We start from the raw sequence: 25,783 nt of genomic DNA, 5'->3' as shown, positions 1-25,783 counted from the left end.
CTGTTTTCCAACCATGAAATACCTCCCTTTTTTATTGATCCCCGCTCTGGCCTTTGCCGATGGGCCCAAGGATAACCTGGCCGACAATGTGCGGCCCATTCCGCCTCTCGGCGTGGAAGTGCCAGAGGCTGATGCCAAGCCTTTGATCCAGGGGCTCGCCGAGCTGCGCAGCGCCATTGATGCCGCTGCCAAAGCGCAGGCGAAAAACCCGAAGCTGGCAGACCTGCTGCCGGATGTGGAGGTCTTTTACAAGGCGGTGGACTGGGCGCTGAAATACAACCAGATCAACAAACTGACGGAGCTGAAGGCTGCTGCCGAAACGCTGGCCGAAGGCAAGCTGCGCGCCGAACAGCTCAAAAAGGGCGAGCACCCCTGGACCACGCAAAAGGGCCTCGTCGTCCGCGCTTACCGCTCCAAGATTGACGGTTCCATCCAGCCCTATGGCCTGGTCATTCCTGAAAGCTACAGCGGGGCCGCCACCCGTCTGGATGTGTGGTGTCATGGCCGTGGGGAAACGCTGAGCGAGCTGGCCTTTGTGGACCAGCGGCGCAAGCAGACGGGCAATGTGTCACCTGCCAATGCCATCGTCCTGCATCCCTATGGACGCTATTGCTGCGCCAACAAGTTTGCGGGTGAGATTGACCTGTTCGAGGCCCTGGCGCATGCGAAGAAATTTTACAATGTGGACGAGGACCGCACCATCATGCGCGGCTTCAGCATGGGGGGCGCGGCGGCCTGGCAGTTCGGGGTGAACTATTCGGATCAATGGTGCGCTATCAGCCCTGGCGCGGGGTTTTCTGAGACGCCGGAGTTCCTGAATGTTTTCCAGACGGAAGATGTGTCCAAGGTGCCCTCCTATGAAAAGACGCTCTGGCGCTGGTATAACGCCACGGACAGTGCGGTGAACCTTTTCAATACACCGACCATCGCCTACAGCGGCGAGATTGATAAACAGAAGCAGGCCGCTGACATCATGGAGCGATATTTGAAGGAGGAGGGTATTGACATGATCCATCTCATCGGCCCGCAGACGGCTCACAAGATCCATCCGGATTCCTTGATCGAGATTGAGAAGCGCCTGGCGGACATCGCTGCGCTGGGCCGCAACCGCACGCCGGAGGAGATTCACTTCACCACGTATTTCCTGCGTTATCACAAGATGCACTGGATCACGGTGAACGGCTTGGAGGAAAGCTGGGAGCGTGCGCGAGTGCATGCCAGGATCACTGGTGAAAAGGAAGTCACCCTGACGACCAGCAACGTCACCGCGCTGAGCATTGACATGCCAGCGGGTCATTCTCCCTTCAGCGTGAAGGAAGCGCCGGTGGTGAAGATTGACGGCAAGGAAATCACCGCGCCCAAGCCGAAGTCCGACCGCTCCTGGCGGGTCCATTTTCGCAAGCAAAACGGCCAGTGGGCGCAGGTGGCCACGGCGCAGGAAGAGGGCAAGCTGGCCAAACATCATGGTCTCTCCGGCCCGATTGACGATGCTTTTATGGACAGCTTCCTTCACGTCAGCCCCACGGGCATGGCGATGAATGAAAAGGTCGCCGTCTGGACCCAGGCTGAGATGGAACGAGCCGCCTTCGAATGGCAGCGGCAGTTCCGGGGCATTGCTCCCAGCAAGGCCGACAAGGAGATCAGCGATGCCGACATTGCCTCCAGCAACCTCATCCTTTGGGGCGATCCAAAGAGCAATGCCATGCTGGCCAGGATTATTGACAAGCTGCCCATCGAATGGACCGCTGACAAGCTGGTGGCCAATGGCAAGACCTATGATGTCAAAACCCATGCCCCGGTGCTGGTGTATCCGAATCCGCTGAATCCACAACGCTACGTCGTCATCAACAGCAGCTTCACTTATCGCGAATACGACTATCTCAACAACGCCCGCCAGGTGGCCAAGCTGCCCGACTGGGCCATTGTGGACCTGGCCCAGCCGAAGACCAGCCGTGCCCCCGGCGGCATAACCGATGCCGGATTCTTTGACGAATCGTGGCAGTGGAAGAAAGGCAAATAAGGAGCGGGAGATAAATATTTTGCTGCACTTGTTGTTGGGCCATGTGGCATAAGGCGATGCCCGCGCCCGCTGCCGGGCATCAAGTGAAGCAGTGAATACCCGCATCTGCTCCTTGCCTCTCTCCGCATCAGCCCCACGTTTCGGCATGCTGGCCATTTTTATCATCATCATCCTTCTGGGCTTTGGCGTCTGCCAGTGGGCGGCGGGCCGCTTTGCGCAGGTGACGGGACCGGGGATGAAGGAGCGTGCGCCAACGGCTCATACGGCCGAGGAGGTTGTGAAGCTCTTCCTGGCCTTTGAAGGGGTAACGGATGTGGAGATCGTTGAGCATGACGGCATGGCCTCCAATTACTTCGACCCGCGCCGCCGCCGTCTTTTTTTGGACCCGAAGGTGTCGCAGGGCAGTTCCATGGGAGCCTGGGCGATCGCCCTGCACGAGGCCGCCCACGCCACCCAGACTGAGGGTGCATTGGGAGATCTCAAGTGGCGGCAAAACGTCATCCGGCTGAACCGTTATGGCCCTATCTTTGGCCTGCTGGGCGTTGGAGGAATGTTGTTCATGCGCTTCCCACCCCGCTTTGCCATTGCTGCATTCATTGCCATTTGCGTCATCCTGTTGCTGCTGAATCTCGGCACCCTGGCCGTGGAGCACAATGCCAATGCCCGCCTGCGCCGCTTTCTTGAAAATCATCTGGAACGTTATCCTGATGCTCATGAGCGGCTCTCCGGATACCTTTCCCGTGTGGCCTTAAAGGAGGTCGGCGATATCCTGCGATCCCCGCGTTTTTTCCTCTTCAGCGCCCTCCCTGGCAGCGGCAAGATCCGGCCGGTGAAATGAAGGGACGCCAATCACGTTTATTCATGCCATGACCCGCCGCCATTTTCTTGCTGCTTCCGCCTCCGCAATTGCCGTCAATGCCAGCGTGGCCGCAGAGGACAACAAGCGGCTTTTCATCGGTCAGATCGGCAGCGGCCATGCCCATGCCGCCGGAAAGATGGCCGCCATCCGCAGCCTGCCTGACCTTTGGCAGGTGGTGGGCCTTGTGGAGCCTGAATCCTCGCTTCAGTCCACGGTCACGAAAAAGGCCCCCTACGACGGCCTCACCCTGATGACGGAGGAGCAACTGCTCGCCACGCCCGACCTCAAAGCGGTGGCGGTGGAGACTCGGGTGGAATCCTCCTGCGCCACCGCGCTGCGCTGCCTGCAGGCAGGCAAGCACGTGCATCTGGACAAGCCCGGCTCCCTGGACCATGCCGAATTCAAAGCCATGCGCCTGGAGGCGGAAAAGCGAATTCTGACCGTTCAGATGGGCTACATGCTTCGCTACAATCCCGCTTTCACCTTGCTCATCCAGGCCGTCAATGAAGGCTGGCTGGGGGAGATCACAGAGATTGATGCTGCCATGGGCAAACTGGCCAATGAGGCCACGCGGAAGGAGATCGGCGCGCTCCCTGGCGGAGGCATGTTTGAGCTGGCATGTCATGTCATGGACATCGTCCTGACCCTCATGGGCAAGCCTGAGTCCGTGCATCCGTTTTCAACGCCTCATGGCAGCGATGGAGTGAAGGACAATCAAATGGCCGTGCTCCAGTATCCCAAGGCCACCGCCGTCATCCGCTGCAACCACACCGATCCTTTTGGCGGGCCGCGCCGCCGCTTCAACGTCACCGGCACCGAAGGCACCTTTGAGATCCTGCCGCTGGAATCAGGAAAGGTAAATCTTTCCCTCACCCAGGCCCGTGGAAGCTATAAAAAAGGCAGCCAGTCCTTCCAGTTGGAGGTGCCCAAAGGTCGCTACGATCTGGAATTTATGGATCTGGCTCAAGTCGTCCGAGGAGAGAAAAAGCTGGCCTGGGATGCTGCCCATGACATCGCGCTGCATGAGACCGTCCTGCGGGCCTCGGGTGTCTGGTCGGATGCATAAGGCAAAAGGCAGGCTCAGATTTTCCTCGCATTTTCTCGTCTTATCCCGCTCAATCGCAACGTCTTCAATTTCGTTTCGTTTAGTTTGTATTCGATTTTCCATTTCATGAAACCATTCTATATCCCAGCCATTGTTCTCTTCAGCCTTTCCACCCAGGCGGCCGACTGGCCCACCTTTCGCGGGGCAGACCGCACGGATATCTCCAGTGAAACCGGCTTGCTGAAAAAGTGGCCGGGCAATGGCCCCAAGAAAGTCTGGATGAACGAAGACGCCGGGCTGGGCTATGCCGGATATTCGATCGTTGGCGGCACGCTTTATACCCTGGGTGCACGGGATGCCGTGGAGTATGTCATCGCCATAGATGCGGCCACGGGGAAAGAAAAGTGGTCCGCTGAGGCCGGTGCCCTGCTGACGAACAACTGGGGCGATGGCCCCCGCAGCACCCCCACGGTGGATGGCGACAAAATTTATGCGCTTAGCGGCAAAGGAACTCTGGTCTGCCTGAGTGCTGTGGATGGCAAAGAACTGTGGCGTGTGACCATGGAAAGCCTGGGCGGCAAAGTTCCCGGCTGGGGTTATTGTGAAAGCCCGCTGGTGGAAGGAAACTTGGTCATCGTCACCCCTGGCGGTGCGCAGGGCACTTTGGCTGCCTTTGACAAAACAACGGGGGCCAAGGTCTGGCAGTCCGCTGAATGGACCGATCCGGCCCAGTACGCCTCCGTCATCGCCGTGGACCACAACGGCACCCGTCAGCTCATCCAGCTCACCATGCAGAGTGTCGGGGGCGTGAACGCTGCCGATGGCAAGCTGCTCTGGAAGACTGAATTCCCTGGCAAAACAGCGGTGATCCCCACGCCCATTTTTAAAGATGGCCAGGTCTTCGTCGCCGCCGGATACGGAGTCGGCTGCAAGTCCTTCAAAATCGGTCCGGACAACGTACTGGAGCCTCTGTATGACAGCACCGACATGGTGAACCATCACGGCGGCATGGTTCTGGTGGGAGATCATCTTTATGGCTATTCCGACAAAGCCGGCTGGAGCTGTCTGGATTTCAAAACGGGCGTGGTGCAGTGGGCTGAAAAGAAAGCTCTGGGCAAGGGAGCCATCCACAGCGCCGACGGCATGCTTTACCTGCTGGAGGAAAAAACCGGCACCGCCGTCCTTATCGAGGCCAACCCCAAAGAATGGGAAGAGAAAGGCCGCTTCACCCTCCAGCCCCAGACCACCCAGCGCAATGCCAAGGGCATGATCTGGACCCACCCCGTCGTCAGCGGCGGCCACCTCTTCCTCCGTGACCAGGAACTGCTATTTTGCTTTGATGTTAGCGGGAAGTAAAAGGCATTTGGGGCACATTTCATCCATTTCGCATTACCAATCCGCGAAAGGATGGCAGTGCCCTGCACGATTACTCCTTTTCTATGACCTCCGTGTTTACCCGCCGTCAATTTGCCCAGACCACCGGCTCTGCCGCCATTCTCACCGCTGCTGGCACCCTCCGTGCGCAGCAGAAAGTGGACTCTATGGAAACGCTACGCATCGGCCTAGTGGGCTGTGGCGGGCGTGGCACGGGGGCGGCTTCACAGGCGCTGGGGGCGGATTACAATGCCAAAATCGTGGCAATGGCGGACATTGATGACGCCCAGATTGAGAACAGCATCAAGAGTCTGTCCCAAAAATATCCGGACCGGGTGGACGTGCAGCCGGACAAGCGTTTCATCGGCCTGGATGCCTACCAGAAGCTCATTGACAGCGGCGTGGACGTGGTGCTCCTGGCTAGCCCTCCGGGATTCCGTCCGGTTCATTTGATGGCCGCAGTGGATGCCGGGAAGCACATTTTTGCCGAAAAACCCATGGCCGTGGACACCATAGGTTATCACCTGGCCATGGCGGCGGTGAAGAAGGCGGCGGAGAAAAAACTGAACCTGGTAGCCGGCTTCTGCTGGCGCTACAGCACCTCCCGCTCGGAGGCCTTCAAGCGTGTACAGGATGGCGACATTGGCGCAGTCACGAGCGTGCTGGCCACCTATCACACCGGTCCGGTGAAGCCCATGCCGCCCGCCAGCGCCCGCACGCCGGCGATGAGCGATGTGGAGTGGCAGATACGCAACTGGTATAACTTTTCCTGGCTCAGCGGCGACAGCATCGCCGAGCAGGCCGTGCACAGCATTGACAAGATCTGCTGGGCCATGGGGGACAAACCGCCCGTCAGTTGCATCGCCACAGGCGGCCGCCAGATCCCGGCGGAAGGCGGCAATATTTACGACCACTTTCATGCCGCTTTTGAATGGGGCAACGGCCTGATGTGCCATCTGGCCAACCGCCAGATCAAAGGCTGCGCCGGGCATAACCAGGATGTGGTGCGTGGTGAAAAAGGCGTACTCATCATTGGCAAAGGATCGGCTCCCTTTATTGACGGACCCAAGCGCTGGCGCTTCCGTGGCAGCGAGAAAAACATGTATGATCTGGAGCATGAAGCCCTCTTCAATGCCATCCGCAAAGGCGAAGTGATCAATGACGGCGAGCGCATGATGCTCTCCACCCTGGTGGGCATCATGGGTCGTGAGGCCGCCTACACGGGGCAGCTCATCACCTGGGACCATATGCTGGCCTGCACGCAGGATCTGGCACCGGATGACCTGAAATGGGGCGACAGCTTCACACCGACTCCGATGCCGATGCCGGGCGTGACCAAGTTCCAGCTTCCTGAACCGGAGAAGCCGGAAAATGTGGAGGCAGGCAAGGAGAAAAAGAAGGCCTGATCAGGCTAAGGTATCAGCCTTTACAACGTCAGCTCGCTGATGCGGTCCATGACCTCATCGGCGAGAGACTGGTAGAGGTCGCGGCCTTCAGCGGCGGCGCGGGCTTTGAGATCGGGCTGATAAGATTTGCCGACGACGAGGCGGATGCGGGCGGGGCGGATGAATTTGGCACCGCGCGGGTAGGCCTCAAAGGTGCCATGGATGCGCACGGGCAGCACAGGGGCGTTACTCTTGGCAATGAAGAGGCCCACGCCCGCCTCGGCCTTCATGGGCTGGCCGTCATAACTGCGGGTACCTTCAGGAAACATGAGCACCTTTTTGCCGCTCTTCAGCAGGCGGATGGTGGTCTTAAGGCTGGAGGCATCGGGCTTATCACGGTCAATGGGGATGGAGTGCCAGCTGCGCAGAAGCTTGCCTGCCATGGGATGATCGAAGAGGGACTTGCGGGCGAAGAAGTAGATGGCTTCGTCAAAGGCCTGGCCGATGAAGGGCGGGTCCATGAAGCTGACGTGGTTGGCCACCACCAGTGCGGCACCCGGGAGCTTGAGGTTCTCCTCGCCAATGACACGAAAGTCATAAAAGCTCCGGGCGAAAGCGCGGAACATGATGTGACCGATGCGGTAAGAAAGATTCATGCGAACTCAGGGTGGGAAGTGAGGTGGGCACTCCTGCCTGCCAAAGTGAGGCTGAAAGGCCGATGAGGTGACAGAGGCCCCGGATGCCAGGTGGCGGAAGTGATGGACATCATGGAGATCAATCAGCGAGGTTTTCTAGCAAGCAGGCAGGAGTGCCCGCTTCACTTTGCCGGCAGACGGTCAAGAACGGCCTGCACGGCACCTTCGAGGGTAAGGTGGCTGTTATCAATCACGATAGCGCCCTCCGGGATGACCAGAGGAGAGGTCTTGCGGGTGGAGTCCAGGCGGTCACGCTCGGCCACCTGGTCCGTATGGCCCTGGGCCTGACGGCGGGCGGCCCTGACTTCCTCGCTGGCATCAATATAAAACTTCAGCGGGCTTTCGGGGAACACCACACTGCCGATGTCCCGCCCTTCCATGACCAGAGGGCCAAGGCTGGACAGCGCTCGCTGATCCGCCACCAGCCGCGACCTGACCTCCGGCACCCGCGCGACGAGTGAGACACCCCGGTTGACGGGATCGCTATTCAGGTCATCCGCTGTGAGCAGTTTGCCATTCACGGATACTTGCGTCTGGCCTTCTAAGACCGGGGATTCAATCAGAATCTTCTTTGCTGTTTCTCGCACGGCATCCATGTCATTAGGGTCAATGTCCGTCTGTAAAACGGCCCAGGTCATGGCCCGGTACATGTTGCCCGTATTGACATAAATGTATCCCAAACGTTGGGCGAGGATGCGTGCGACGCTGCTTTTGCCCGAGGCGGCGGGGCCGTCGATGGTGATGACAATATTCATCATTTCAATTTTCGTGGCGCTCGGGAAATCACCGGAATGGGCGATTCACCGGTTTCGTTTTTCTGGAAGAGGGCGAGGTCGTGCTCGAAGCCGGGGTAGCTGGTGCCGATGCATTCGGAGCCTTCGATGACGGTTTCACCTTCGGCAAAGAGGCCTGCGATGGCGAAAGCCATGGCGATGCGGTGGTCGTGGTAGGTGCTGATGGTGGCACCGTGGAGTTTGGCTCCGCCCTGGATTTCCATGCCGTCGTCAAACTCGGTGACAGTGACGCCCATGCGGCGGAGGTTTTCAGCGACTGCCGCGATGCGGTCCGTCTCTTTGACGCGCAGCTCATGGGCATCCTGGATGCGGGTTGTGCCACGGGCCAGGGCGGCGGCGACGGCCAGGATGGGCAGCTCGTCAATGACGTTGGGGATCTCCGCTCCGCCAATGACGGTGGCGTTCAGCTCTCCTCCTTTGACCGTGACATTGCCGCGAGGCTCGCCAGCGGTGGTTTCCTCAGAATTGTGGATGTGGGCACCCATGCGCAGGAGGACATTGATGACGCCTGTGCGAGTTGGGTTAAGGCCGACGTTTTTCAGGGTGATCTGCTGGCCGGGGCTGGCGGCGGCGGCCACCATCCAGAAGGCGGCGCTGGAGATGTCGCCGGGCACGACAATGTCGGTGGCGCGCGCGGACTGGCCGCCATAGACGGAGATGGCATTGCCTTCACGCAGCCATTTGATGCCGAAGTGGGACATGATGCGCTCCGTGTGGTTACGCGTGGCCACCGGCTCGATGACGGTGGTCTTGCCAGGGGCAAAGAGACCCGCCAGCAGGATGGCGGACTTCACCTGCGCGCTGGCCATCGGCAGGGTGTAAGTGATGGCCTGGAGGGAACCTCCGGTGACCTTCAGGGGGGCGCAAATTTTCTCACCCTGGCCTTCCACCTGGGCACCCATGAGGCGCAGAGGATCCGCCACTCGTTTCATGGGGCGTTTGGAAAGGGAGGCATCCCCGAACATCTCGGTCGTGAAGTTCTGGCCGGCGAGGATGCCGGAAAGCAGGCGGATGGTGGTGCCGGAGTTGCCGCAGTCCACAGGACCTGAGGGGGCTTTGAGCTGGGGGCCGTGGCCGGTGATGGCCAGCTTGGTCAGTCCGATGCCGCCGGTCTCTTCCAGCGGCTCCACCGTGGCTCCCATGGCCTCCATGGCCTTGACGGAGCAGAGGCAGTCTTCACTGGGCAGGAAGCCGTCAATGATGGTGGTGCCGGTGGCCATGCCGGCAAACATGGCGGCGCGGTGGCTGATGCTTTTGTCTCCTGGAACGGAGATTTCTGCGGGGAAGGATTTGAGTTTTCGGACTTTCAGTGTGGCCATATCAGGAGACGGCCGCCGGGACTGTTCTGCGGAGGCTTTGAGCTTCGGCAAGAAATCGGCGGAGTTCTTCTTCGTCCGGCTTGCCGAGGATTTCAAGAAGCTCTGTCAGTGTGGTTGAGGCTGTCTGAAGCTGGACCAGGAGGGCCTGCCGGTTTTCGAGGGCGATGCCGGTCCACAGACCCGGGTCGCCCCCGGCGACGCGGGTGGTATCGCGGAAGCCATTGGCTACGCAGGCGACGGCAGCGGGATCTGTGCGCAGGGCGGCCAGGGTGGTGATAGCGGCCATCATGTGGGGCAGATGGGAGATGCGGGCCACTTTTTCATCATGCTCCTCAGGGGACATTTCGAGGACGTTGCAGCCGAGGGCTTGCCAGAAGGTGCGGAGGCGGAGGAGAAGTTTGGATGTGGACGGGGGCGTCCGTGCTCCTGGTGTAATCAGGCAGGTGGCATTTTGGAAAAGGCAGGAGCGGGCGGTTTCGATGCCTGCTTTTTCAGAACCGGCCATCGGGTGGCTGCCGATGAAGCGTGAGCCGAGGATGGGCTCCAGGGCGCGTACGACGCTGCCTTTGACACTGCCAACATCGGTGATGAGACAATCCGCTGACAGGTCCGCCTTGGCGATCTGGGCTGCCTGGGCAGGCATCGTCTCCACCGGGGTGCAGAGAATGATGAGGCTGGCTCCTTGGGCGGCAGCAGTCGCATCGGTAAAAAATTCCGCCTGGATCCCCCGGTCACGAATGCCGGCTTCTGCTGTATCCCTGCGCGCCCAGAGCCGCAACGCTATTCCTGGCATCCGCTCCTGGATGGCAAGAGCCAGCGACCCGCCGAGGAGGCCGGGTCCGTAAATGGCGATGGTTGTCTCAGAACTCACGTGCCTGGCTTAATATGGCACGCGGAAGATGTCACCCGTTTCCGGGTCGCGGGCTTTCTGGCCGGCGCGCAGACCTTCGACGCTGATGATCTTCTTGGGGTCCTTGGGGCTGTAAACGAAACCGGGTTTGCCTGGGACAGCACGTGCATAAGGGACATCGCTTGGAGGCGGAGGAGTCACCGGAGCAGTGGGTGTACTGGTGTCAGGCGGGGGTACTACCACCACAGGGGGAGGTGTTTCCTGACCCCCTGGTACGGAAGGAGTAGTGGGGCTCAGGCTCAGCCCTGGGTCCACGACAGGAGCACCGGAAGGATCCAGGCTCGGCTGGGGTACCTGCGGTCCCATGGGCTGGTCAATCGGCCCCTGGGGAACAGGCTCAACATAGCGGTTGGGATCGCCATACCGTGGCGGCGCGTCCAGGGAACGTCCACGTCCGGCGAAGGGGCGTGGCTCGGGACCATAGCAACTGGCAAGACCGGCGGTGACCGCCGTGAGGAGGAGAAGATGCGTGAAGCGCTGCATCGGGGAAGGGGGAGGTTTGGTTATTAACTGTTCACACGCATGGGCATGAGCACATAGAGGAAGTTGGTCCCGGTACGCAGGACGCCGGGGCTGATTTCGTCAATGAGATGCAGATGGACTTCGTCTGCGCTCAGGTTGCGCAGGGGAGCCATGGTGAATTCGGGGTTGAAGGCGATCGTGATGGAGGCGCCTTTGTAATTGATGGCGATGGTTTCACGCGCCTCACCAATGTCCGGGCTGCTGGCAATGATCTCCACCTGGCCGGGAGTGAACTGGAACTTCACCGAGTTGGACTTCTCACTGGCCAGCAAGGAAACGCGGCTGATGGCCTTCAGGAAGACTTCACGCTCCAGGGCGATGCGTTCCTTAGCCTCGCCAGGGATGACCTGACGGTAGTTCGGATAGTTGCCATCTATCAGCTTGCTGATCAGCAGGCCATCGCCCAGATCAAAGCCGACCTGGGTATTGGTGACACGGATGATGACTTCGCCCAGGTCGCCCAGAAGGCGGGCCAGTTCGTTCACAGCTTTCGTTGGGACGATGATGTCCACTTCCTGGCTCTGGGGAAATTCCAGCTCCTGCTCCACCATGGCCAGACGGCGGCCATCCGTGGCCACCATGGTCAGGGTGTTGTTTTTGAAGGAGAACAGAATGCCGTTGAGCACATAACGGGTTTCGTCCGTGGAGATGGCATAGGATGTCTTTTTCAGGCAGTCGCGCAGGATCTGCTGGTCAATGCGGAACTCGCGGGCGTCGTCAAAGCGTGGCAGGGCAGGGAACTCCTCGCTGGTAAGGCCCAGCACTTTGAAGAAAGACGGGCCGCTGCGGATGGAGGCGACGTTTTTTTCGTCCACACTGATCTCGATGTTTTCGGAGGGGAGTTCACGAATGATCGTCGCCAGACGGCGGGCTGGCAGAGTGGTGGCGCCTTCCTCTTCCACCTCAGCGGCGACGCTGCAGGTTACACCAACATCCAGGTCGGTGGTGGTCAGTTCCAGGACGCCATCCTTGGCGCGGAGCAGGACGTTGGAGAGAATGGCCAGGGTGGTGCGGGCACTGACGACGTGCTGTACCTGCTGGATGGCCTGCTGGAGAGATTCCTTGCTGATCGTGAACTTCATATAAAAAGACGTGCCTGCTGCTTGAGACGAACGGCCTTTTTTATCAGAGGCAGGACGAACGGCAAGGAGTTTGGCTGGGAAAAGTGAGGTGAGGGTGGTCCATCAACGGTCCAAAAACCTCTCCAATCACGTCACAATGTCTTTCTAACCCTCTTTTTCAAGGGGCAGAAATGATCGGAGAGGGAATTTTTAGAATTCAATTCCCGCATGTATCCTTCGGTTGTCCCCCGGCAGGGATGGGATGGATTACGGATACTCTGCGTGATTTCCCATTTGCACGCGGGGCAGGGCGTGCCACTTTCGCCGCCCTTTCCCAGCCATGGCTCTCATTGTCCAGAAATACGGCGGTACATCCGTTGGTAACCCAGAACGCATCCGTAACTGCGCCCGCCGCATCCTGGAGACGCAGCGCGCTGGAAACCAGGTGGTGGCCGTGGTCTCCGCCATGTCCGGGGTCACGGACGGGCTGATCAAGCTTTCCAAGGAAGTCTCCCCTGAGCAGGAGCCGAGCGAGCGTGAAATGGACGTGCTGCTTTCCACAGGTGAGCAGACAACCATCGCGCTGACCGCCATGGCCATCAATGCGCTGGGCGGCAAGGCAGTGTCCCTGACGGGCGCGCAGGCCGGCATCTCCACGGACGGGATGCACACCAAGGCCCGCATCGTGAATATCACGCCGGATGCCGTGCACAAGATGCTGGATGAAGGCAACATCGTCATGCTGGCCGGTTTCCAGGGGGAAACGGCGAGTGGCGAGATCACCACGCTGGGCCGTGGCGGTAGCGATTTAACAGCCATCGCGATGGCCGCAGCAATCAAGGCTGACCTGTGCCAGATCTATACGGATGTGGACGGCGTCTATACCTGTGATCCGCGCGTGGTGAAGTGTGCCACGAAGATCGAAGAGATCAGTTATGATGAAATGCTGGAGATGGCCAGCAGCGGCAGCAAGGTGATGCAGAGCCGCAGTGTGGAATTTGCCAAGAAATTTGGTGTGCGCTTTGAAGTGCGCAGCAGCCTCAACAACAACCCAGGAACCCTTGTGAAAGAAGAAACCCCCGGTATGGAATCCGTCGTCGTGCGCGGCGTCAGTCTTGAGCGCAACCAGGCCAAGATCACCATTGACGATGTGCCGGACCGCCCGGGCATTTCATCCATCATCTTCGGCGCCATCGCCGGTGCCAATGTGATGATTGATATGATCGTCCAGAACGTGTCCTTCGACGGCGAGACCGACATTTCCTTTACCCTCAGTGCAGCCGATTTGCCAAAAGCAGAAAAAGCCCTGCGTGAGATTCTGGGAAGCCTGGGGGAAAACGTGGCGCTGCGGACGGAATCCGGCGTGGCCAAGCTAAGCGTGGTCGGCATCGGCATGCGCAGCCACAGCGGCGTCGCGGCCAAGATGTTCAAAGCCCTGGCCGATGTCAGCGTGAACATTCTCATGATCTCCACCAGCGAGATCAAGACCGCCGTGATCGTCCAGGAAGCAGACATTGAAAATGCATCCCGCGCCGTGCATACGGCGTTTGGGCTGGACGCGGCTTGAGGGATGTAACTGGAGCGCACGCGTCCCGCGTGCTAAGTCCTGCGTCCCGCAGGACTTCGTCCCTGGATCTTCGTTGCTTCCATGACCTCCCTCCTTCAGACCGAAAAACGCCACCTCTGGCACCCCTTCACGCCGATGCAGGCGTGGTGTGAGGAAGGGCATGAACCGCTGATGCTCGTCTCCGGTCACGGCTGTTATTTGAAGGACCAGCACGGCCGGGAATATCTGGATGGTAACAGTTCTATCTGGACCAACATCCACGGGCACGGACATCCGACGATCAATGCCGCCATCCGTGCGCAATTGGACCAGGTGGCCCACACGTCTTTTCTCGGCTTCACCCATGAACCCGCCATCCAGTTGGGCAAACAACTCGTGGACCTGCTGCCTGGCAGCGACCTCAGCCGCGTCTTCTATTCGGACAATGGCTCCACGGCCATCGAATGCGCCATCCGCATGGCCTTGCAATACTGGAAGCAAAACGGCCATCCGTCCCGCGATACCATCCTGGCTTTTGATCGCGCTTATCACGGGGATACCCTAGGTGCGGCGAGTGTGGGAGGCATTCCCATCTTCAAAGGCAGTGGCAATGACTTTGGTTATCGGGTCCAGCGCGTGCCCACGTTGGAGGCTCTGGATGACCTAACAAGAGATGAAATAAAACGTCTTTCTGCTGTGATCATCGAGCCGCTGATCCAAGGCAGCGCCGGGATGCGCCTCTGGCCCAAAGGCATGTTAAAAGCTCTCAGCGACTGGTGCCGCCAGCACGACATCTTTCTTATCCTGGATGAAGTGATGACCGGCTTCGGCCGCACTGGCAAAATGTTCGCCTGCCAGCATGAGGACGTGATTCCGGACTTCCTCTGCCTGGCCAAAGGCCTAACCGGTGGTTATCTGCCGCTGGCCGCCACGCTGACCACCGAGCGTGTCTTCGAAGGCTTCCTTGGCCCTGGTCGCGCTTTCTATTACGGGCACAGCTACACCGCCAACCAGCTCGGCTGCGCCGCCGCCTTGGGCAGCCTCCAGGTCTTTCGTGAGGAACGTGTGCTGGAGCATTTGCCGGAAAAAGTCGCCCACTTCACTCACCTCCTCACCACCCTTCGCGATCTGCCTTCTGTCATGGACATCCGCCAGTGCGGCATGATCGCCGGCATCGAGATCGGTCCTTATGCCCCGGAGCGGCTCATGGGGGTGAAGACCTGCCTGGCCGCCCGCCAGCACGGCCTGCTCACGCGGCCTGTGGTGGATACTCTTGTCCTCATGCCCCCGCTCGCAGCCACCCATGTGGAGCTGACCACTATGGTCCAGGCCCTGCGCATGGCCATCTCCGAGGTCGCTGCCCCGACTTCCTCATAAGCGGCTGACTTTCCACAAATCGCCTATTTCAAAAGTCACGGATTGTCCAATCGGCATCCATCTTCTATTCTCCCCCATGCGGCTCACCTCAGGCAGTGCCGGGGGCATCCCCCTGGAAGTCCCCAAAAACGTCACCCGTCCCACCCAGGACCGGGTGAAACAGGCCATTTTTAACATGCTGGGGGACCTCGTCGCGGATGCCCGTGTGCTGGATGTCTTCTCCGGTTCCGGTGCCCTGGGCCTGGAATGCCTCAGCCGAGGGGCCGCCAGCGCCTTGCTCATCGAGCAGGACCGCGCGGCCTGTGACGTCATCCGCAAAAACATCACCAAGACCCGGCTTGAAAGCGCTGCAGTGAGGCAGGGCGATGTCTTCAAAATGCTGCCCCAAATGGCAGGGCAGGGAAGTGCCGTGTTTGACCTCGTTTTTGCCGATCCGCCCTATGCGAACAAACCGGGGGAGGAAGACCTCAGTTTAAAGCTCGCCCAGATGCCGGATCTGCAAAGCCTCGTTGCGCCCGGCGGTAGCCTCATCCTGGAGTGCCGGGCCACACGCCATGGGCTTGAGGACTGGAGCCCCTGGGAGATGGTGCGGGACCGTGAATACGGCAGCACCCGCATTCTCTGGTTGAGAAAGCGGTAGCGTCCGCGCCGGGCGATGGCATGGAATCCACCATCGTATTTTCCGCCGTTATCAGGCCGCCCTCTGCCGCATGTCTAAAATTCTCAGCCTTTGCCTCTATAATCTTGTCCTCCCCATCGGCGTGCTCTGCATGCTGCCGGGAGCCATCCGCAAGATGCGCCAGCGCGGCGGCCACTGGCGGGACCTGGCACAAAGGCTCGGCTCTTTTTCCGAGACGCAGCTTCAGGCCGTCGCCGCCCTGCCTGGGGGCAAAGACCGCCTGTGGATCCATGCGGTCAGTGTCGGGGAGGTGGGCATCGCCACCAAGCTCATCGCCCTGCTTTTAAAAACTCGTCCGCAGACCGGCATCATCCTCACAACCACCACGCCCACCGGCTATGCACAGGCCGCTGGGTTTGCAGCCAGTCAGGCAGGCAAAGTCGTCGTTTTGTACTCCCCTTTGGACCTTCCCGGCGTGGGCGCACGCTTTCTCAGCCAGCTTACTCCCGCACAACTCATCCTGGTGGAGGCTGAGGTGTGGCCAAATCTCGTCTCCTCCGCCGTGCATCGCGGCATTCCGGTTTCATTGGTCAATGCGCGCCTTTCGCCCCGCTCGGAGCGCCGCTTCCTGAAGTTCGGTTTCTTCATCAAGCCCATCTTTGGGCTGCTGCACCAGGTGCTCGTGCAGGAGCCGGAAGACGTCCGCCGCTGGACCGGTCTCGGCCTGCCACCGGAGCGTGTGCATCATACGGGCAGCATCAAGTTTGATCCCCAGGGAGCCGCCCCGGATGTCGCCCAGGTGCAGGCCTTGCGTGCTGTTTTGGAAACCGCAGGCATCACGTCCAATCAGCCCACGCTCCTGCTCGCCAGCACCCATCCGGGGGAGGAAATCCTGCTGGCGCAGATGACTCTGCGTCTCCGCCAAAAGCATCCTTCACTCGCGCTGCTCATCGTGCCCCGTCATGTCGAGCGCGCCGCCGCCTTGATGCAGGAGCTCACCGCCGCCGGTCTTCAGCCCCAGTGCCGCAGCCATATCCAGGCCCCCACCTTGGACCTCCTCATTGACACCACCGGCGAGCTCCGTGCCTGGCAGGAACTGGCCACCCTCGTCGTCGTCGGCAAAAGCTTCCTCGCCACCGGCGGTCAAAATCCCGCTGAAGCTGTCATGGCCCGCAAGCCCGTCCTCTTTGGCCCCCATATGGAAAACTTCCAGGCCCTCATTGACCTCCTCCTGGTCCGCCAAGGCGCCGTTCAAGTCCCCGATGTGGTCGCCTTGGAAACCTCACTCAATCATTTGTTAGACGACCCCGCCCAACGCCAAACCCTCGGCGACAACGGCCACGCTGCCCTTTCCCTCCATGAAGGTGCGACTGCGAAGACGGTGGATCTCCTTTAAAACTTCACGCCGCCACGGGGGCAGGCGTGCCCTCCTCGACATGGCCCACCTTGTTCTCCTTGCGGAAAAGATGGCTCAGCTTGTCCATATAGATGTAAAATACCGGGGTGATGTACAGCGTGAGCAACTGCGAAAGCAGCAGCCCGCCCACCACGGCCAGACCCAGCGGCCGCCGGGCCTCCGCTCCGGCACCCAGGCCCAGGGCGATGGGCAGCGCGCCCATGATGGCGGCAAAGGTGGTCATCATGATGGGGCGAAAGCGCACCAGGCAGGCTTCATAAATGGCCTCCGCAGGTTTCTTGCCCTCCGTCCTTTCCGCCTCCAGGGCGAAGTCAATCATCATGATGGCGTTCTTCTTCACAATGCCGATGAGCATCAGCACGCCCACAAAGCCATACAGATTCAGTTCATAACCAAAGGCCCACAGCGTCACCAGCGCCCCCATCCCTGCGGAGGGCAGGCCGGAGAGAATGGTCAGCGGATGGATGAAGCTCTCATACAGAATGCCCAGCACCAGATAGATGACCACCACCGCCATGATGAGCAGCAGGCCCAGGCCCTTTAGCGAGGATTGAAACGCCTCCGCCTCCCCCTGGAAGGCGGTGGTGATGCCCGCTGGCAGATCCTTGCCCACCACCTCATTGATGGCCGTGACGGCCTGTCCCAGGGAGACTCCGGGCTTGGTGGCAAAGCTGATCGTCACACTTGGAAGCTGGCCGGAGTGCGTCACCGTCAGCGGTCCCACTGTGCGGCTGATGGTGGCCACGCTGGACAGCGGTACCAGTTCGCTGTTGGCCCCCCGGATGTAAAGCAGGCCCAGGGATTCCATGTCCGCGCGGTAGGCCGGGTCCACCTCCAGAAGTACATAATATTGGTTAGTCGGCGTGTAGATGGAAGACACCTGGCGCGAGCCATAGGCATTGTATAAGGCGTTTTCGATCTGCGTGGCCGTCACCCCCAGGGAGGCCGCCTTGTTGCGGTTCACCTGCACAAACACCTGCGGGCTGGTGATGAGCAGGTCGCTTGTGACATCCGTCAGCTCCGGCAGCGCGGCCATCTGCGCCTCGATCTTCGGAGCCACTTCAAACAGCTCCTTCAGGTCCACCCCGGCCAGGGTAAACTGGAAGGGGCTCTTGGTGCTGCGCCCGCCGATGCGGATGCTGGTGGGCACCTGGGGAAAGGCGCGGATGCCGGGGATCGCCGCCAGTTGCGGTCGCAGCGTGTCCACAATTTCATAAGCGGAGGGCCTCTCGCTGCGGGGCTTCAGGCTCACAAACATGCGCCCGCTGTTGGCTGTGGAACTGGAGCCGCTGGCCCCCACGCTGGAGCTGAAGGTCTTCACATGCGGATTTTTGGCCAGCACTTCTGCCACCGCCTGCTGATGCCGCACCATCGTTTCAAAAGAGGCGTCCTGCGCCCCTTCTGTCATCACCATCACCTGGCCGGTATCCTCGGTCGGGATGAATCCTTTGGGCAGATGCATAAACAGCCACGCCGTCCCCACCACTGTGCCCAGCGTCACCACCATCATGCTCACACGGTGCCGCAGGCTGAACTTCAGCGTGACATCATACACCTTCAGCAGCCCGTCGAAAAACCGTTCTGTTACCCGGTAAAACCAGCCATGCTTTTCCTGCTTCTGGTGAGGTTTTAAAAAGCGGCTGCACAGCATCGGCGTCAGAGTCAGCGAGACAAAGCCGGAGATCAAAATGGCCACCCCGATGGTGATGGCGAATTCATTCAGCAACCGTCCCAAAATGCCGCCCATAAACAGTACCGGCAGGAACACCGCTGCCAAAGACAACGTCATCGAAATGACCGTAAAGGTGATCTCCTTGGATCCTTTCAGCGCGGCCTCCCAGACGGACTCCCCCTTTTCAATATGGCGGACGATGTTTTCTAATACCACGATGGCGTCATCCACGATGAAGCCAACGCTCAGCGTCAGCGCCATCAGGGAGATGTTGTTCATGCTGAAGCCCAGCAGGTGCATCACCGCAAACGTCCCCACAATGGACAGTGGGATGGCGATGCTGGGGATGATGGTCGCGCGCAGGTTGCGCAGGAACATGAAAATCACCACCACCACCAGGCCGATGGTGAGAACCAGCGTGAGCTGCACATCATGCACGGATTCACGGATGGCATGGGAGCGGTCAATGAGGATCTCCAGGTCCATGCCCGCCGGCATCTGCGCACTCACAGATGGCAGCAGCTCCTTCACTGCGTCCACTACCGCCACCGTATTGGCCCCTGGCTGCCTTTGCACCGCCAGCAAGATGGCACGCTTGCCCTTGCTGGACCAGTTGGCGATCTGGTTGTCCTCCACGCTGTCCAGCACATTGGCCACCTGCTCCAGGCGCACGGGTGCGCCTTCCCGGTAAGCAACAATCAATGGCCGGAACTCTTCCGCGGTGGTCAGCTTGCCGCTCGTCTGCACCGTGAAGTTTTGCTCATCCCCTTGCAGGGTCCCGGCTGGCAGGTTGCTGTTGCCTGCCTCAATGGCCGCCCTCACCTCATCCAGGCTGATGCCCTTGGAGGCCAGTTTCAGCGGATCCGCCTGCACCCGCACGGCATATTTTTGCGAGCCAAAGACACGCACCTGCGCCACCCCCTCCACCATGCTGATGCGCTGCGCCAGTGCCGTCTGCGCGTACTCATCCACGGTGGAGATGGGCAGCGTGTCAGATCCCAGCTGCATGATCAGGATGGGGAAATCCGCCGGGTTCACTTTGCGGAAGTACGGGATGCTCGGCATGTCATCCGGCAGGTAGCGCAGCGCCGATGAAATGGCCGACTGCACATCCAGCGAGGCTCCGTCAATGCTCCGGTCCAGATTGAACTGGATCGTGATGTTCGTCGTCCCCAGCGCACTTGTGCTGCTCATGGAGTCAATGCCCGCAATGGTCGAAAACTGCCGTTCCAGCGGCGTCGCCACGGAGGCCGCCATCGTCTCCGGATTCGCCCCTGGCATGCTGGCCGTGACGGAAATCGTCGGGAAGTCCACGTTGGGCAGGTCATTGACCGGCAGCTTTTGAAAAGCCAGCATGCCAAAGGCGAGAATGCCGGCCATGACCAGTGTGGTCATCACCGGCCGGTGGATGCAGCGTTCCGGGGTCATTGGATTTGGGCCTGGGACAGTTTGCTTGCCGCTTCATCCGCCTGCGGTGTCATCCCCACCGGCGGCTTGATCTCCACCCGGCTGCCCCTGACCAGGCGCAACTGGCCGTCAATGACCACTACATCCCCCTTTTTCAGTCCCTTGCTCACGATGGCTTCCGCACCCAGCGTCCGCTCAATGGTCACGGGTTGCACATCCACGGTGCTGTCATCCTTGACGAGGAAAACATACTGCCCGTCCTGTCCTGTCTGCACCGCCGTCGCCGGTATCACCAGGGCATCCGGCTGCGTCGTCAGCGTCAGAGCCACTTCGCCATATTGCCCCGGCCACAAAGTCAGGTTTTCATTCGCCATCGTCGCCTTCATCTCCAGCGTTCCGGTGGCAGGTTTGATGGCATTGTCCACAAAGGACAGCACCCCGTCAATCACCTGGCTCTCACTGCCGCTCGTTGTGATGGTCACCTTCAGCTCACCCAGGTTCGTGTAGCGCTGGATGTCGCCGAAATACTGCTCAGGAACCGAAAAAATGACCTCAATCGGCCTGAGCTGGTTGATCACCACCAGGTCCGTTTCATCCTCTTTCACCACATTCCCCGCATCCACCGCCCGCCTTCCCGCACGTCCCGTGATCGGGGAAATCACCGTGCAATAGCTGAGCTGCAGTTCTGCCTCTTTGACCATCGCCGCTGCCGCCACCGTATTGGAATCCGCAGCATCCGCCGTGCTGATGAAGTTGTCTACCTCCTCACGGGACACCCCGCCGCTTTGCGACAGGTTGCGATAACGGTCCGCCTGTTTCCTTGCAATGTCCGCCTGGGTTGCGGCCTGCGCCAGCCGCGCCTTCGCCTGCGCCAGCGTCACCTCAAAAGGTTCCGGGTCAATCTTCACCAGCACATCCCCGGCCTTCACATCCTGCCCTTCCGTAAATAGCACCTCGGAGATTTGTCCCGTCACCCGCGCTTTCACCGCCACCGTAGCCCTTGGTCTCACATTGCCGATGGCCAGCAGCTTCACCGGCACATCCTTTTGCTCCACCGTCGCCACCACGACCGGCACTGACGGCGGCGGTCGTTTGCCTGCTTTGGAGTCAGCTTCTTTCGACGGCGAACACGCAGTCAGGCCGAGCGCCAGACTGAGTATCGCCAATAGCGTGGGGGGATAGCGCATGTGGGAAATAGATCAGCAAAATTCACAAGCAGTCATGATGGGTCTCATCAGAAACGCACCAACCACCGCTTTCATTGGGACTGCCTTGCAAGCCAGGGCATTCAAGGCGCAGTCATTGTATTTACGCAGCCGCGCGGCAATTCATATGTGCAAATGACCTTCTTTGGACAAACGATGCACCACATATTTAAAAGCTCCTCCCGCTCCTTCCTCTGTCAGGATGAATGAAGCGCCTTTATCTATTGGCGGATTCTTTACATGCTTTCGGATCAGCTCCGCCTGGGTTCCGTAGCCCACCTCCTGCCAACCCAGCTCCTCCGCCCAGGCACGGTAATCCGTGAAATTTACATCACTGGTTAGGTCCTGCCTGCCAGGGTTCTGATAGATCTCAGCACCCTCCAGCCGCTGCTGGTGCAAATACCCCCGCAAGGTCCCCCCGGGCCGCCGATAATAAAGCGCTGGAAACACGTCCCCATAGTCCACCGTCAGCATCGCCCCGACCTGCCAGACCGGTGCCCAGTGCTGCATCCATTCTCGTGCCGTCGCATGTAGCTCCACCCGCTGCCTGGGCTGTTTTTGAGGCCAGTTTTGCAGCGCTGAAAACGGCGCCCTTTGAGCCTCATCCCGGGCCAGTGGCACCCACACCTCACGCCCTTCATCCGTCACATGCACCTCATGCCAGGCCTCCTCATGCCACTGCAAAAGAGTCACAGGAAAAGCATCCAGCAGCTCATTGTGATAAAGGAAAGCCTTACCTCCAGTCTTTTCCAGGGCCGCCTTTAAATCTTTATGCCAGGTCACCCCGGCCCCCAATAATTCCCGCTGCCGCTGCTGCAAAACATCTGACGTTTCCACAATGTGCCACTGAAATCTCCGCCGCTGCCACCACCCCAGGCTCTTCTGCACCCGCTCCATCAGCACGCCGCTGCCCGCGCCGATCTCGATGATATGCCGGACCTTCGGTTGCAAAACCGACTCCTGTTTCAGCCACCCCGCCACCGCCTGGCCAAACACCGGTGAAATCGTCGCCGAAGTCGAAAAATCCCCCCTCGCCCCCACCGTCCGGATCTGCCGCGCATAATATCCCCGCTCCGGATCATACAGAGCACGCGCCATGAAAGCAGAGAAGGGGACAGGATCTGGCATTCCCAATCAAAACCCAATCCCACCAATGACTCCACTGCTTTAGTCAGCAAGCCCAACATTCCCTCCGCCCCCGTTCAAGAACTCCCCCTCAGCGGACGTATCCAGCAGGTCACACAGATTAGGATGCCATCTATTCCATTTATGAAACCATGCCGTCTGAGGCACCCCATCTGTGCCATGCTCTCACTGGCGCTCATCACAGCATCAGCCTTGTTCGCAGAAGCGCCGGCCGGCACGCCTCCCAGCATTGCAGGACACTTCACGGTCTCGGGCGCACAAGTGTCCACCCGGCCCAATCCCGTGCCTCCGCGCCACGTCTTCGGAGCTGATCGTGACTGGCAAAAGCAACCGCTCCGTGTAGCCACCTTGCTGATTGAGTTCGCAGATCAGAAACACCAGGCCGTCCACAGCGCAGCGTTTTATGAAAAGATGCTCTTCTCGCGTGACGAGTATCACCAGCAGCCAGATGGCAAGCCCTCTTTTGGCAGCCTTGCAGACTGGTATCGTATCCAGTCAAACGGGCGCTTCGTGCTCACTGGCAAAGTCTTCGACTGGCTCAGTGTGGATAATACATTCCAAGCCATCCATGACATGGAATTCAAGGCCGCGAAGAAAAGCCTTTTCCAAACCGCCCTTGACCTCTTGCGTGAGCGGGAAGGAGCCCACGCCTTGGATGGCTACGATGTCTTTGCCTTCATTCATGCGGGGCCAATCACTGGACCTTCCAGTAACATCCTCTGGTCGCACGCAAGCACGATCGAAAGCAAACGATACTTCACGACGGGAGAGATCGAGAGAATCGGCGTCTTCTGCCATGAATGGGGGCACATACTCGGCGTGCCAGACCTCTACGCAAAAAAAGACGTTCGCGAAAGCTTTGGTCCCTGGTGCTCCATGGCCGGTGGTTATCGGGGGATTTACCCCAGAAGCTTTTGTGTATGGACAAAAACACGGCTTGGATGGTGTGACCCCACCATCGTGGATGCCGGGACGCCACAAAAGCTGGTGTTAAGACCCATCCAGGACCACCCCAACGACGCCTTCATCATACCCCTGAACAGCCTTGACGGGGTCGGTGCAGAGTTCTTGATGCTGGAAAACAGATCCACTGCGGGCAATGACGCCGAAGGGCAGGCAGGCTTGTTCATCTGGCGTATCAAGCGTCTCCTGAGCACCAGTGACCTGCCACGCTATGAACTGAAATTGCCCGGCCCTGCCGATGTACCGGGCATAGATCTTAACAAGCGCTGGGTCGCTTGGCCAAATGGAACCATCAAGGATTTTATCCTGCCCGGTGAGGGGAGAAACTTCCCGGTTAACCTTCGCAACATCCGCCTCGTTAACGGCCTCCTCTACTTCGACCTGTCTTTACAGTAAATCCGGATATTCGGGCACGAACGCCCTGTCTATGACGATCGCTTCCGCGGCAACACTGTCAAAGAGGATCCTTTTCCTCTCTTTACACCCCGCGCATCCGCCGCCATCCGTAGTCTCTAGCTATGAACCGCCAAGAAAATCTCGAAATCTTTTTCCGCGACGGCAAGACCGTCATTCTTCCGATTGACCACGGCGTGGCCATCCCGGTTCCAGGCATGGAAAATCCCTTCGCTTTGATTGATGCCGTCAGCCCCTATGTGGACGGGTATGTCATGAACCTGGGCGTCGCCATGCGCGCGGCAGATTCCATGGCGGGCAAGGGCATCTGCCTCCGCACGGATGTCTATAACACCCGCATGACCGGCGACGGCGCAGGCAGCATCAATGTCTATGGCGTGGAGGAGGCCGAGGCCGTCGGTGCCAATGCCGTCATGAACATGCTGTATCCCAATTCCATCAGCGAGCGCGTCAACTTCCAGGAATGCGCCGACATCATCCGCAGCAGCATGGACCTGGACATCCCGGTCATCATTGAAGCCCTCCCCTATGGCCTCGGCCAGACGGACAAATACACCCTGGAAAACGTCGCCTTCGCTGCTCGCCTCGCTGCTGAGCTGGGAGCCGATGTTGTCAAAGTCCCCTATCCCGTTGACTGCAAACCGGGCGAGTTTCGCAAGGTCGTAGACCAGCTCTGGGTGCCCGTCATCATTCTCGGCGGAGCCTCCCTCAATGACGATGCCGCCCTGCTAAAAATGACCGAGGACGCCATGGAAGCCGGAGCCTCCGGCGTGGCCATCGGCCGCAATGTCTGGCAGCACCAGAACCCCGCCGCCATCGCCCGCAGCCTCTCCGCCATCGTGCATGAAGATGTCTCCGCCCTGGAGGCGCTGGCCCTCATGAAAGAACCCCTCCGCTAAACGAGTTACGAAGAGACCGCCATGATGAAAAAGCCCGCCCTCCTCGCCTCATCTTTGCTGTTGCTGACCCAGGCCTTCAGCGCCGACCTCACCTCCTTCACCTTCACCTCCGATGACTGGCCGGAAGGCGATCCTCCAAAGGAAGTCTTCGTCGTGGATGGCACCATCAAAGTCGCCGCCAAAGACGGCAATAAAGCCATCATGGTCGCCCCGGATAATCTGGTGGATGCCAGCGCCCAGTTTGCCACCTCGGCTGCTGGCGAGTCCGTCATCAAAGCCCGCGTCTTCGCCAGCAAGCAGGGCCGCAGCAATCCGCGCTTCGGCATCGCGGTGCACGGCATGAGCGGCTACCGTCTCATTGTCAATGCACCGAAGAAGACCCTGGAAATCGTCAAGAGCGATGAAACCCACGCCAGCATCCCCTTTACCTGGACCAGCGATGCCTGGCTCTGGATCAAGCTCGAAGCCCGCAAGAACGGCGATGAGTGGACCATCACCGGCAAGACCTGGGCCGCCGATGCCACCGAGCCCGCCGAACCCCAAATATCGCATACCGATAAAGGCCTGAAAGGGCAGGGGAAAGCCAGCATCTGGGCCACTCCTTATTCGCAGACACCCATCTACTTTGATGACATCGAAGTGGCTATCGAACTGCCTGCTGAAACGAAGTGAAATTTCTTCACAAAAACATCACTTTTCAGTTGCCAGCCCGCCGTCATCATCTAGTATCTCCGTCCACTCACGAGGCCCTGGAGCGGTAGCTCAATTGGTTAGAGCGCCAGCCTGTCACGTTGGAGGTTGCGGGTTCAAGTCCCGTCCGTTCCGCCAGTGAGTTTCATAAAAAGTCCCGCCCAGAAATGAGCGGGTTTTTTTATGCCTGGATGGTTTCTTTTCCCCCCAAGGTTTGAGGCTGTCCCGGCCTCATGCTGAGGGCAGGACGCTTCCGCGCCGCTCAGGATCTCCGCAGCCGCAAAGCGTCCCGGAGTGCGGAGCAGAGAGGCAAGACGCAAGTCATTGCCTCGGCAGCGCCGCTTACGCCGAAGCCCTGGAGCCGCATGCTAGAATCCACGTGCCAGAATGGCCCTGGCCACACGACCCGATTCAGTTACATATCCCGTTAGGCCAACAATTATA

At 59.6% G+C, this 25,783-nt stretch carries 21 protein-coding genes and 1 tRNA gene; 13 read left to right on the top strand and 9 right to left on the bottom strand.

The genetic code is table 11. The features are described 5' to 3' along the window. Positions 1 to 13 precede the first annotated feature (13 nt). The 5 genes from WJU23_RS06425 to WJU23_RS06405 all read left to right on the top strand — a co-directional run bounded on the left by WJU23_RS06425 (position 14) and on the right by WJU23_RS06405 (position 6,704). The gene (locus WJU23_RS06425) at positions 14 to 2,020 is read left to right on the top strand and encodes a hypothetical protein (protein ID WP_346331717.1); all 2,007 of its coding nucleotides are present in this window, start codon (positions 14 to 16) and stop codon (positions 2,018 to 2,020) included. 145 nt (positions 2,021 to 2,165) lie between these two features. Beyond that, complete coding sequence (locus WJU23_RS06420; RefSeq protein WP_346331716.1) at positions 2,166 to 2,858, top strand: zinc metallopeptidase; 693 nt, start codon at positions 2,166 to 2,168, stop codon at positions 2,856 to 2,858. A gap of 28 nt (positions 2,859 to 2,886) precedes the next feature. Then, positions 2,887 to 3,945 (top strand): Gfo/Idh/MocA family oxidoreductase, encoded by a 1,059-nt coding sequence (locus tag WJU23_RS06415; protein ID WP_346331715.1) that lies wholly within the window; start codon positions 2,887 to 2,889, stop codon positions 3,943 to 3,945. Between the two features lie 105 nt (positions 3,946 to 4,050). Continuing rightward, complete coding sequence (locus WJU23_RS06410; protein ID WP_346331714.1) at positions 4,051 to 5,280, top strand: PQQ-binding-like beta-propeller repeat protein; 1,230 nt, start codon at positions 4,051 to 4,053, stop codon at positions 5,278 to 5,280. Between the two features lie 83 nt (positions 5,281 to 5,363). Beyond that, the gene (locus WJU23_RS06405) at positions 5,364 to 6,704 is read left to right on the top strand and encodes a Gfo/Idh/MocA family oxidoreductase (protein ID WP_346331713.1); all 1,341 of its coding nucleotides are present in this window, start codon (positions 5,364 to 5,366) and stop codon (positions 6,702 to 6,704) included. A gap of 20 nt (positions 6,705 to 6,724) precedes the next feature. On the opposite strand, the gene WJU23_RS06400 is transcribed toward WJU23_RS06405, so the two are convergent. From WJU23_RS06400 to dnaN, 6 genes are all read right to left on the bottom strand, one after another. Continuing rightward, positions 6,725 to 7,339 (bottom strand): lysophospholipid acyltransferase family protein, encoded by a 615-nt coding sequence (locus WJU23_RS06400; protein WP_346331712.1) that lies wholly within the window; start codon positions 7,337 to 7,339, stop codon positions 6,725 to 6,727. 161 nt (positions 7,340 to 7,500) lie between these two features. After that, entirely contained in the window at positions 7,501 to 8,136 is a 636-nt protein-coding gene (cmk, locus tag WJU23_RS06395; protein WP_346331711.1) for a (d)CMP kinase, read from the bottom strand. Then, entirely contained in the window at positions 8,133 to 9,491 is a 1,359-nt protein-coding gene (aroA, locus tag WJU23_RS06390) for a 3-phosphoshikimate 1-carboxyvinyltransferase (RefSeq protein WP_346331710.1), read from the bottom strand. The genes cmk and aroA overlap by 4 nt, the downstream gene beginning before the upstream one ends. 1 nt (position 9,492) lies before the next feature. Then, the gene (locus tag WJU23_RS06385; RefSeq protein WP_346331709.1) at positions 9,493 to 10,362 is read right to left on the bottom strand and encodes a prephenate dehydrogenase/arogenate dehydrogenase family protein; all 870 of its coding nucleotides are present in this window, start codon (positions 10,360 to 10,362) and stop codon (positions 9,493 to 9,495) included. A gap of 9 nt (positions 10,363 to 10,371) precedes the next feature. Continuing rightward, on the bottom strand, positions 10,372 to 10,884 hold the full coding sequence (locus tag WJU23_RS06380; protein WP_346331708.1) for a hypothetical protein: 513 nt from the start codon (positions 10,882 to 10,884) through the stop codon (positions 10,372 to 10,374). 23 nt (positions 10,885 to 10,907) lie between these two features. After that, a complete protein-coding gene (dnaN, locus tag WJU23_RS06375; RefSeq protein ID WP_346331707.1) occupies positions 10,908 to 12,005 on the bottom strand; it encodes a DNA polymerase III subunit beta in 1,098 nt (365 codons plus the stop codon). A 319-nt stretch (positions 12,006 to 12,324) separates the two neighbouring features. Here dnaN and WJU23_RS06370 point away from each other — a divergent pair, with 319 nt between their 5' ends. The 4 genes from WJU23_RS06370 to WJU23_RS06355 all read left to right on the top strand — a co-directional run bounded on the left by WJU23_RS06370 (position 12,325) and on the right by WJU23_RS06355 (position 16,922). Next, positions 12,325 to 13,551 (top strand): aspartate kinase, encoded by a 1,227-nt coding sequence (locus tag WJU23_RS06370; RefSeq protein ID WP_346331706.1) that lies wholly within the window; start codon positions 12,325 to 12,327, stop codon positions 13,549 to 13,551. Positions 13,552 to 13,632: 81 nt separating this feature from the next. Further along, on the top strand, positions 13,633 to 14,907 hold the full coding sequence (gene bioA / locus WJU23_RS06365) for an adenosylmethionine--8-amino-7-oxononanoate transaminase (protein WP_346331705.1): 1,275 nt from the start codon (positions 13,633 to 13,635) through the stop codon (positions 14,905 to 14,907). Between the two features lie 76 nt (positions 14,908 to 14,983). Further along, entirely contained in the window at positions 14,984 to 15,547 is a 564-nt protein-coding gene (rsmD, locus tag WJU23_RS06360) for a 16S rRNA (guanine(966)-N(2))-methyltransferase RsmD (RefSeq protein ID WP_346331704.1), read from the top strand. Between the two features lie 70 nt (positions 15,548 to 15,617). Next, the gene (locus tag WJU23_RS06355; protein ID WP_346331703.1) at positions 15,618 to 16,922 is read left to right on the top strand and encodes a glycosyltransferase N-terminal domain-containing protein; all 1,305 of its coding nucleotides are present in this window, start codon (positions 15,618 to 15,620) and stop codon (positions 16,920 to 16,922) included. A gap of 4 nt (positions 16,923 to 16,926) precedes the next feature. Here WJU23_RS06355 and WJU23_RS06350 read toward each other — a convergent pair whose 3' ends face one another. The 3 genes from WJU23_RS06350 to WJU23_RS06340 all read right to left on the bottom strand — a co-directional run bounded on the left by WJU23_RS06350 (position 16,927) and on the right by WJU23_RS06340 (position 22,325). Next, positions 16,927 to 20,043 carry an efflux RND transporter permease subunit gene (locus WJU23_RS06350; RefSeq protein ID WP_346331702.1) on the bottom strand — a complete coding sequence of 1,039 codons (3,117 nt, stop codon included), beginning with the start codon at positions 20,041 to 20,043 and terminating at the stop codon, positions 16,927 to 16,929. Further along, positions 20,040 to 21,209, bottom strand: a complete 1,170-nt coding sequence (locus WJU23_RS06345) for an efflux RND transporter periplasmic adaptor subunit (protein ID WP_346331701.1) — start codon at positions 21,207 to 21,209, stop codon at positions 20,040 to 20,042. Before WJU23_RS06345 ends, WJU23_RS06350 begins: the two co-directional genes overlap by 4 nt. Positions 21,210 to 21,350: 141 nt before the next feature. After that, complete coding sequence (locus WJU23_RS06340) at positions 21,351 to 22,325, bottom strand: SAM-dependent methyltransferase (RefSeq protein ID WP_346331700.1); 975 nt, start codon at positions 22,323 to 22,325, stop codon at positions 21,351 to 21,353. Between the two features lie 207 nt (positions 22,326 to 22,532). On the opposite strand from WJU23_RS06340, the gene WJU23_RS06335 reads away from it, so the two are divergent. The 4 genes from WJU23_RS06335 (at position 22,533) to WJU23_RS06320 (ending at position 25,477) form a co-directional block, all read left to right on the top strand. Continuing rightward, complete coding sequence (locus WJU23_RS06335; RefSeq protein ID WP_346331699.1) at positions 22,533 to 23,732, top strand: M6 family metalloprotease domain-containing protein; 1,200 nt, start codon at positions 22,533 to 22,535, stop codon at positions 23,730 to 23,732. A gap of 122 nt (positions 23,733 to 23,854) precedes the next feature. Beyond that, entirely contained in the window at positions 23,855 to 24,649 is a 795-nt protein-coding gene (locus WJU23_RS06330) for a deoxyribose-phosphate aldolase (protein WP_346331698.1), read from the top strand. 21 nt (positions 24,650 to 24,670) lie between these two features. Continuing rightward, complete coding sequence (locus tag WJU23_RS06325) at positions 24,671 to 25,321, top strand: hypothetical protein (protein WP_346331697.1); 651 nt, start codon at positions 24,671 to 24,673, stop codon at positions 25,319 to 25,321. Positions 25,322 to 25,400: 79 nt separating this feature from the next. Beyond that, positions 25,401 to 25,477 (top strand) — tRNA-Asp (locus tag WJU23_RS06320). The last annotated feature ends 306 nt before the right edge of the window (positions 25,478 to 25,783 follow it).

Source organism: Prosthecobacter sp. SYSU 5D2 (assembly GCF_039655865.1).
GTDB lineage: Bacteria > Verrucomicrobiota > Verrucomicrobiia > Verrucomicrobiales > Verrucomicrobiaceae > Prosthecobacter.
The sequence above is the reverse complement of the archived record's forward strand: the minus strand, read 5'-3'. Positions and strand labels throughout refer to the sequence as shown.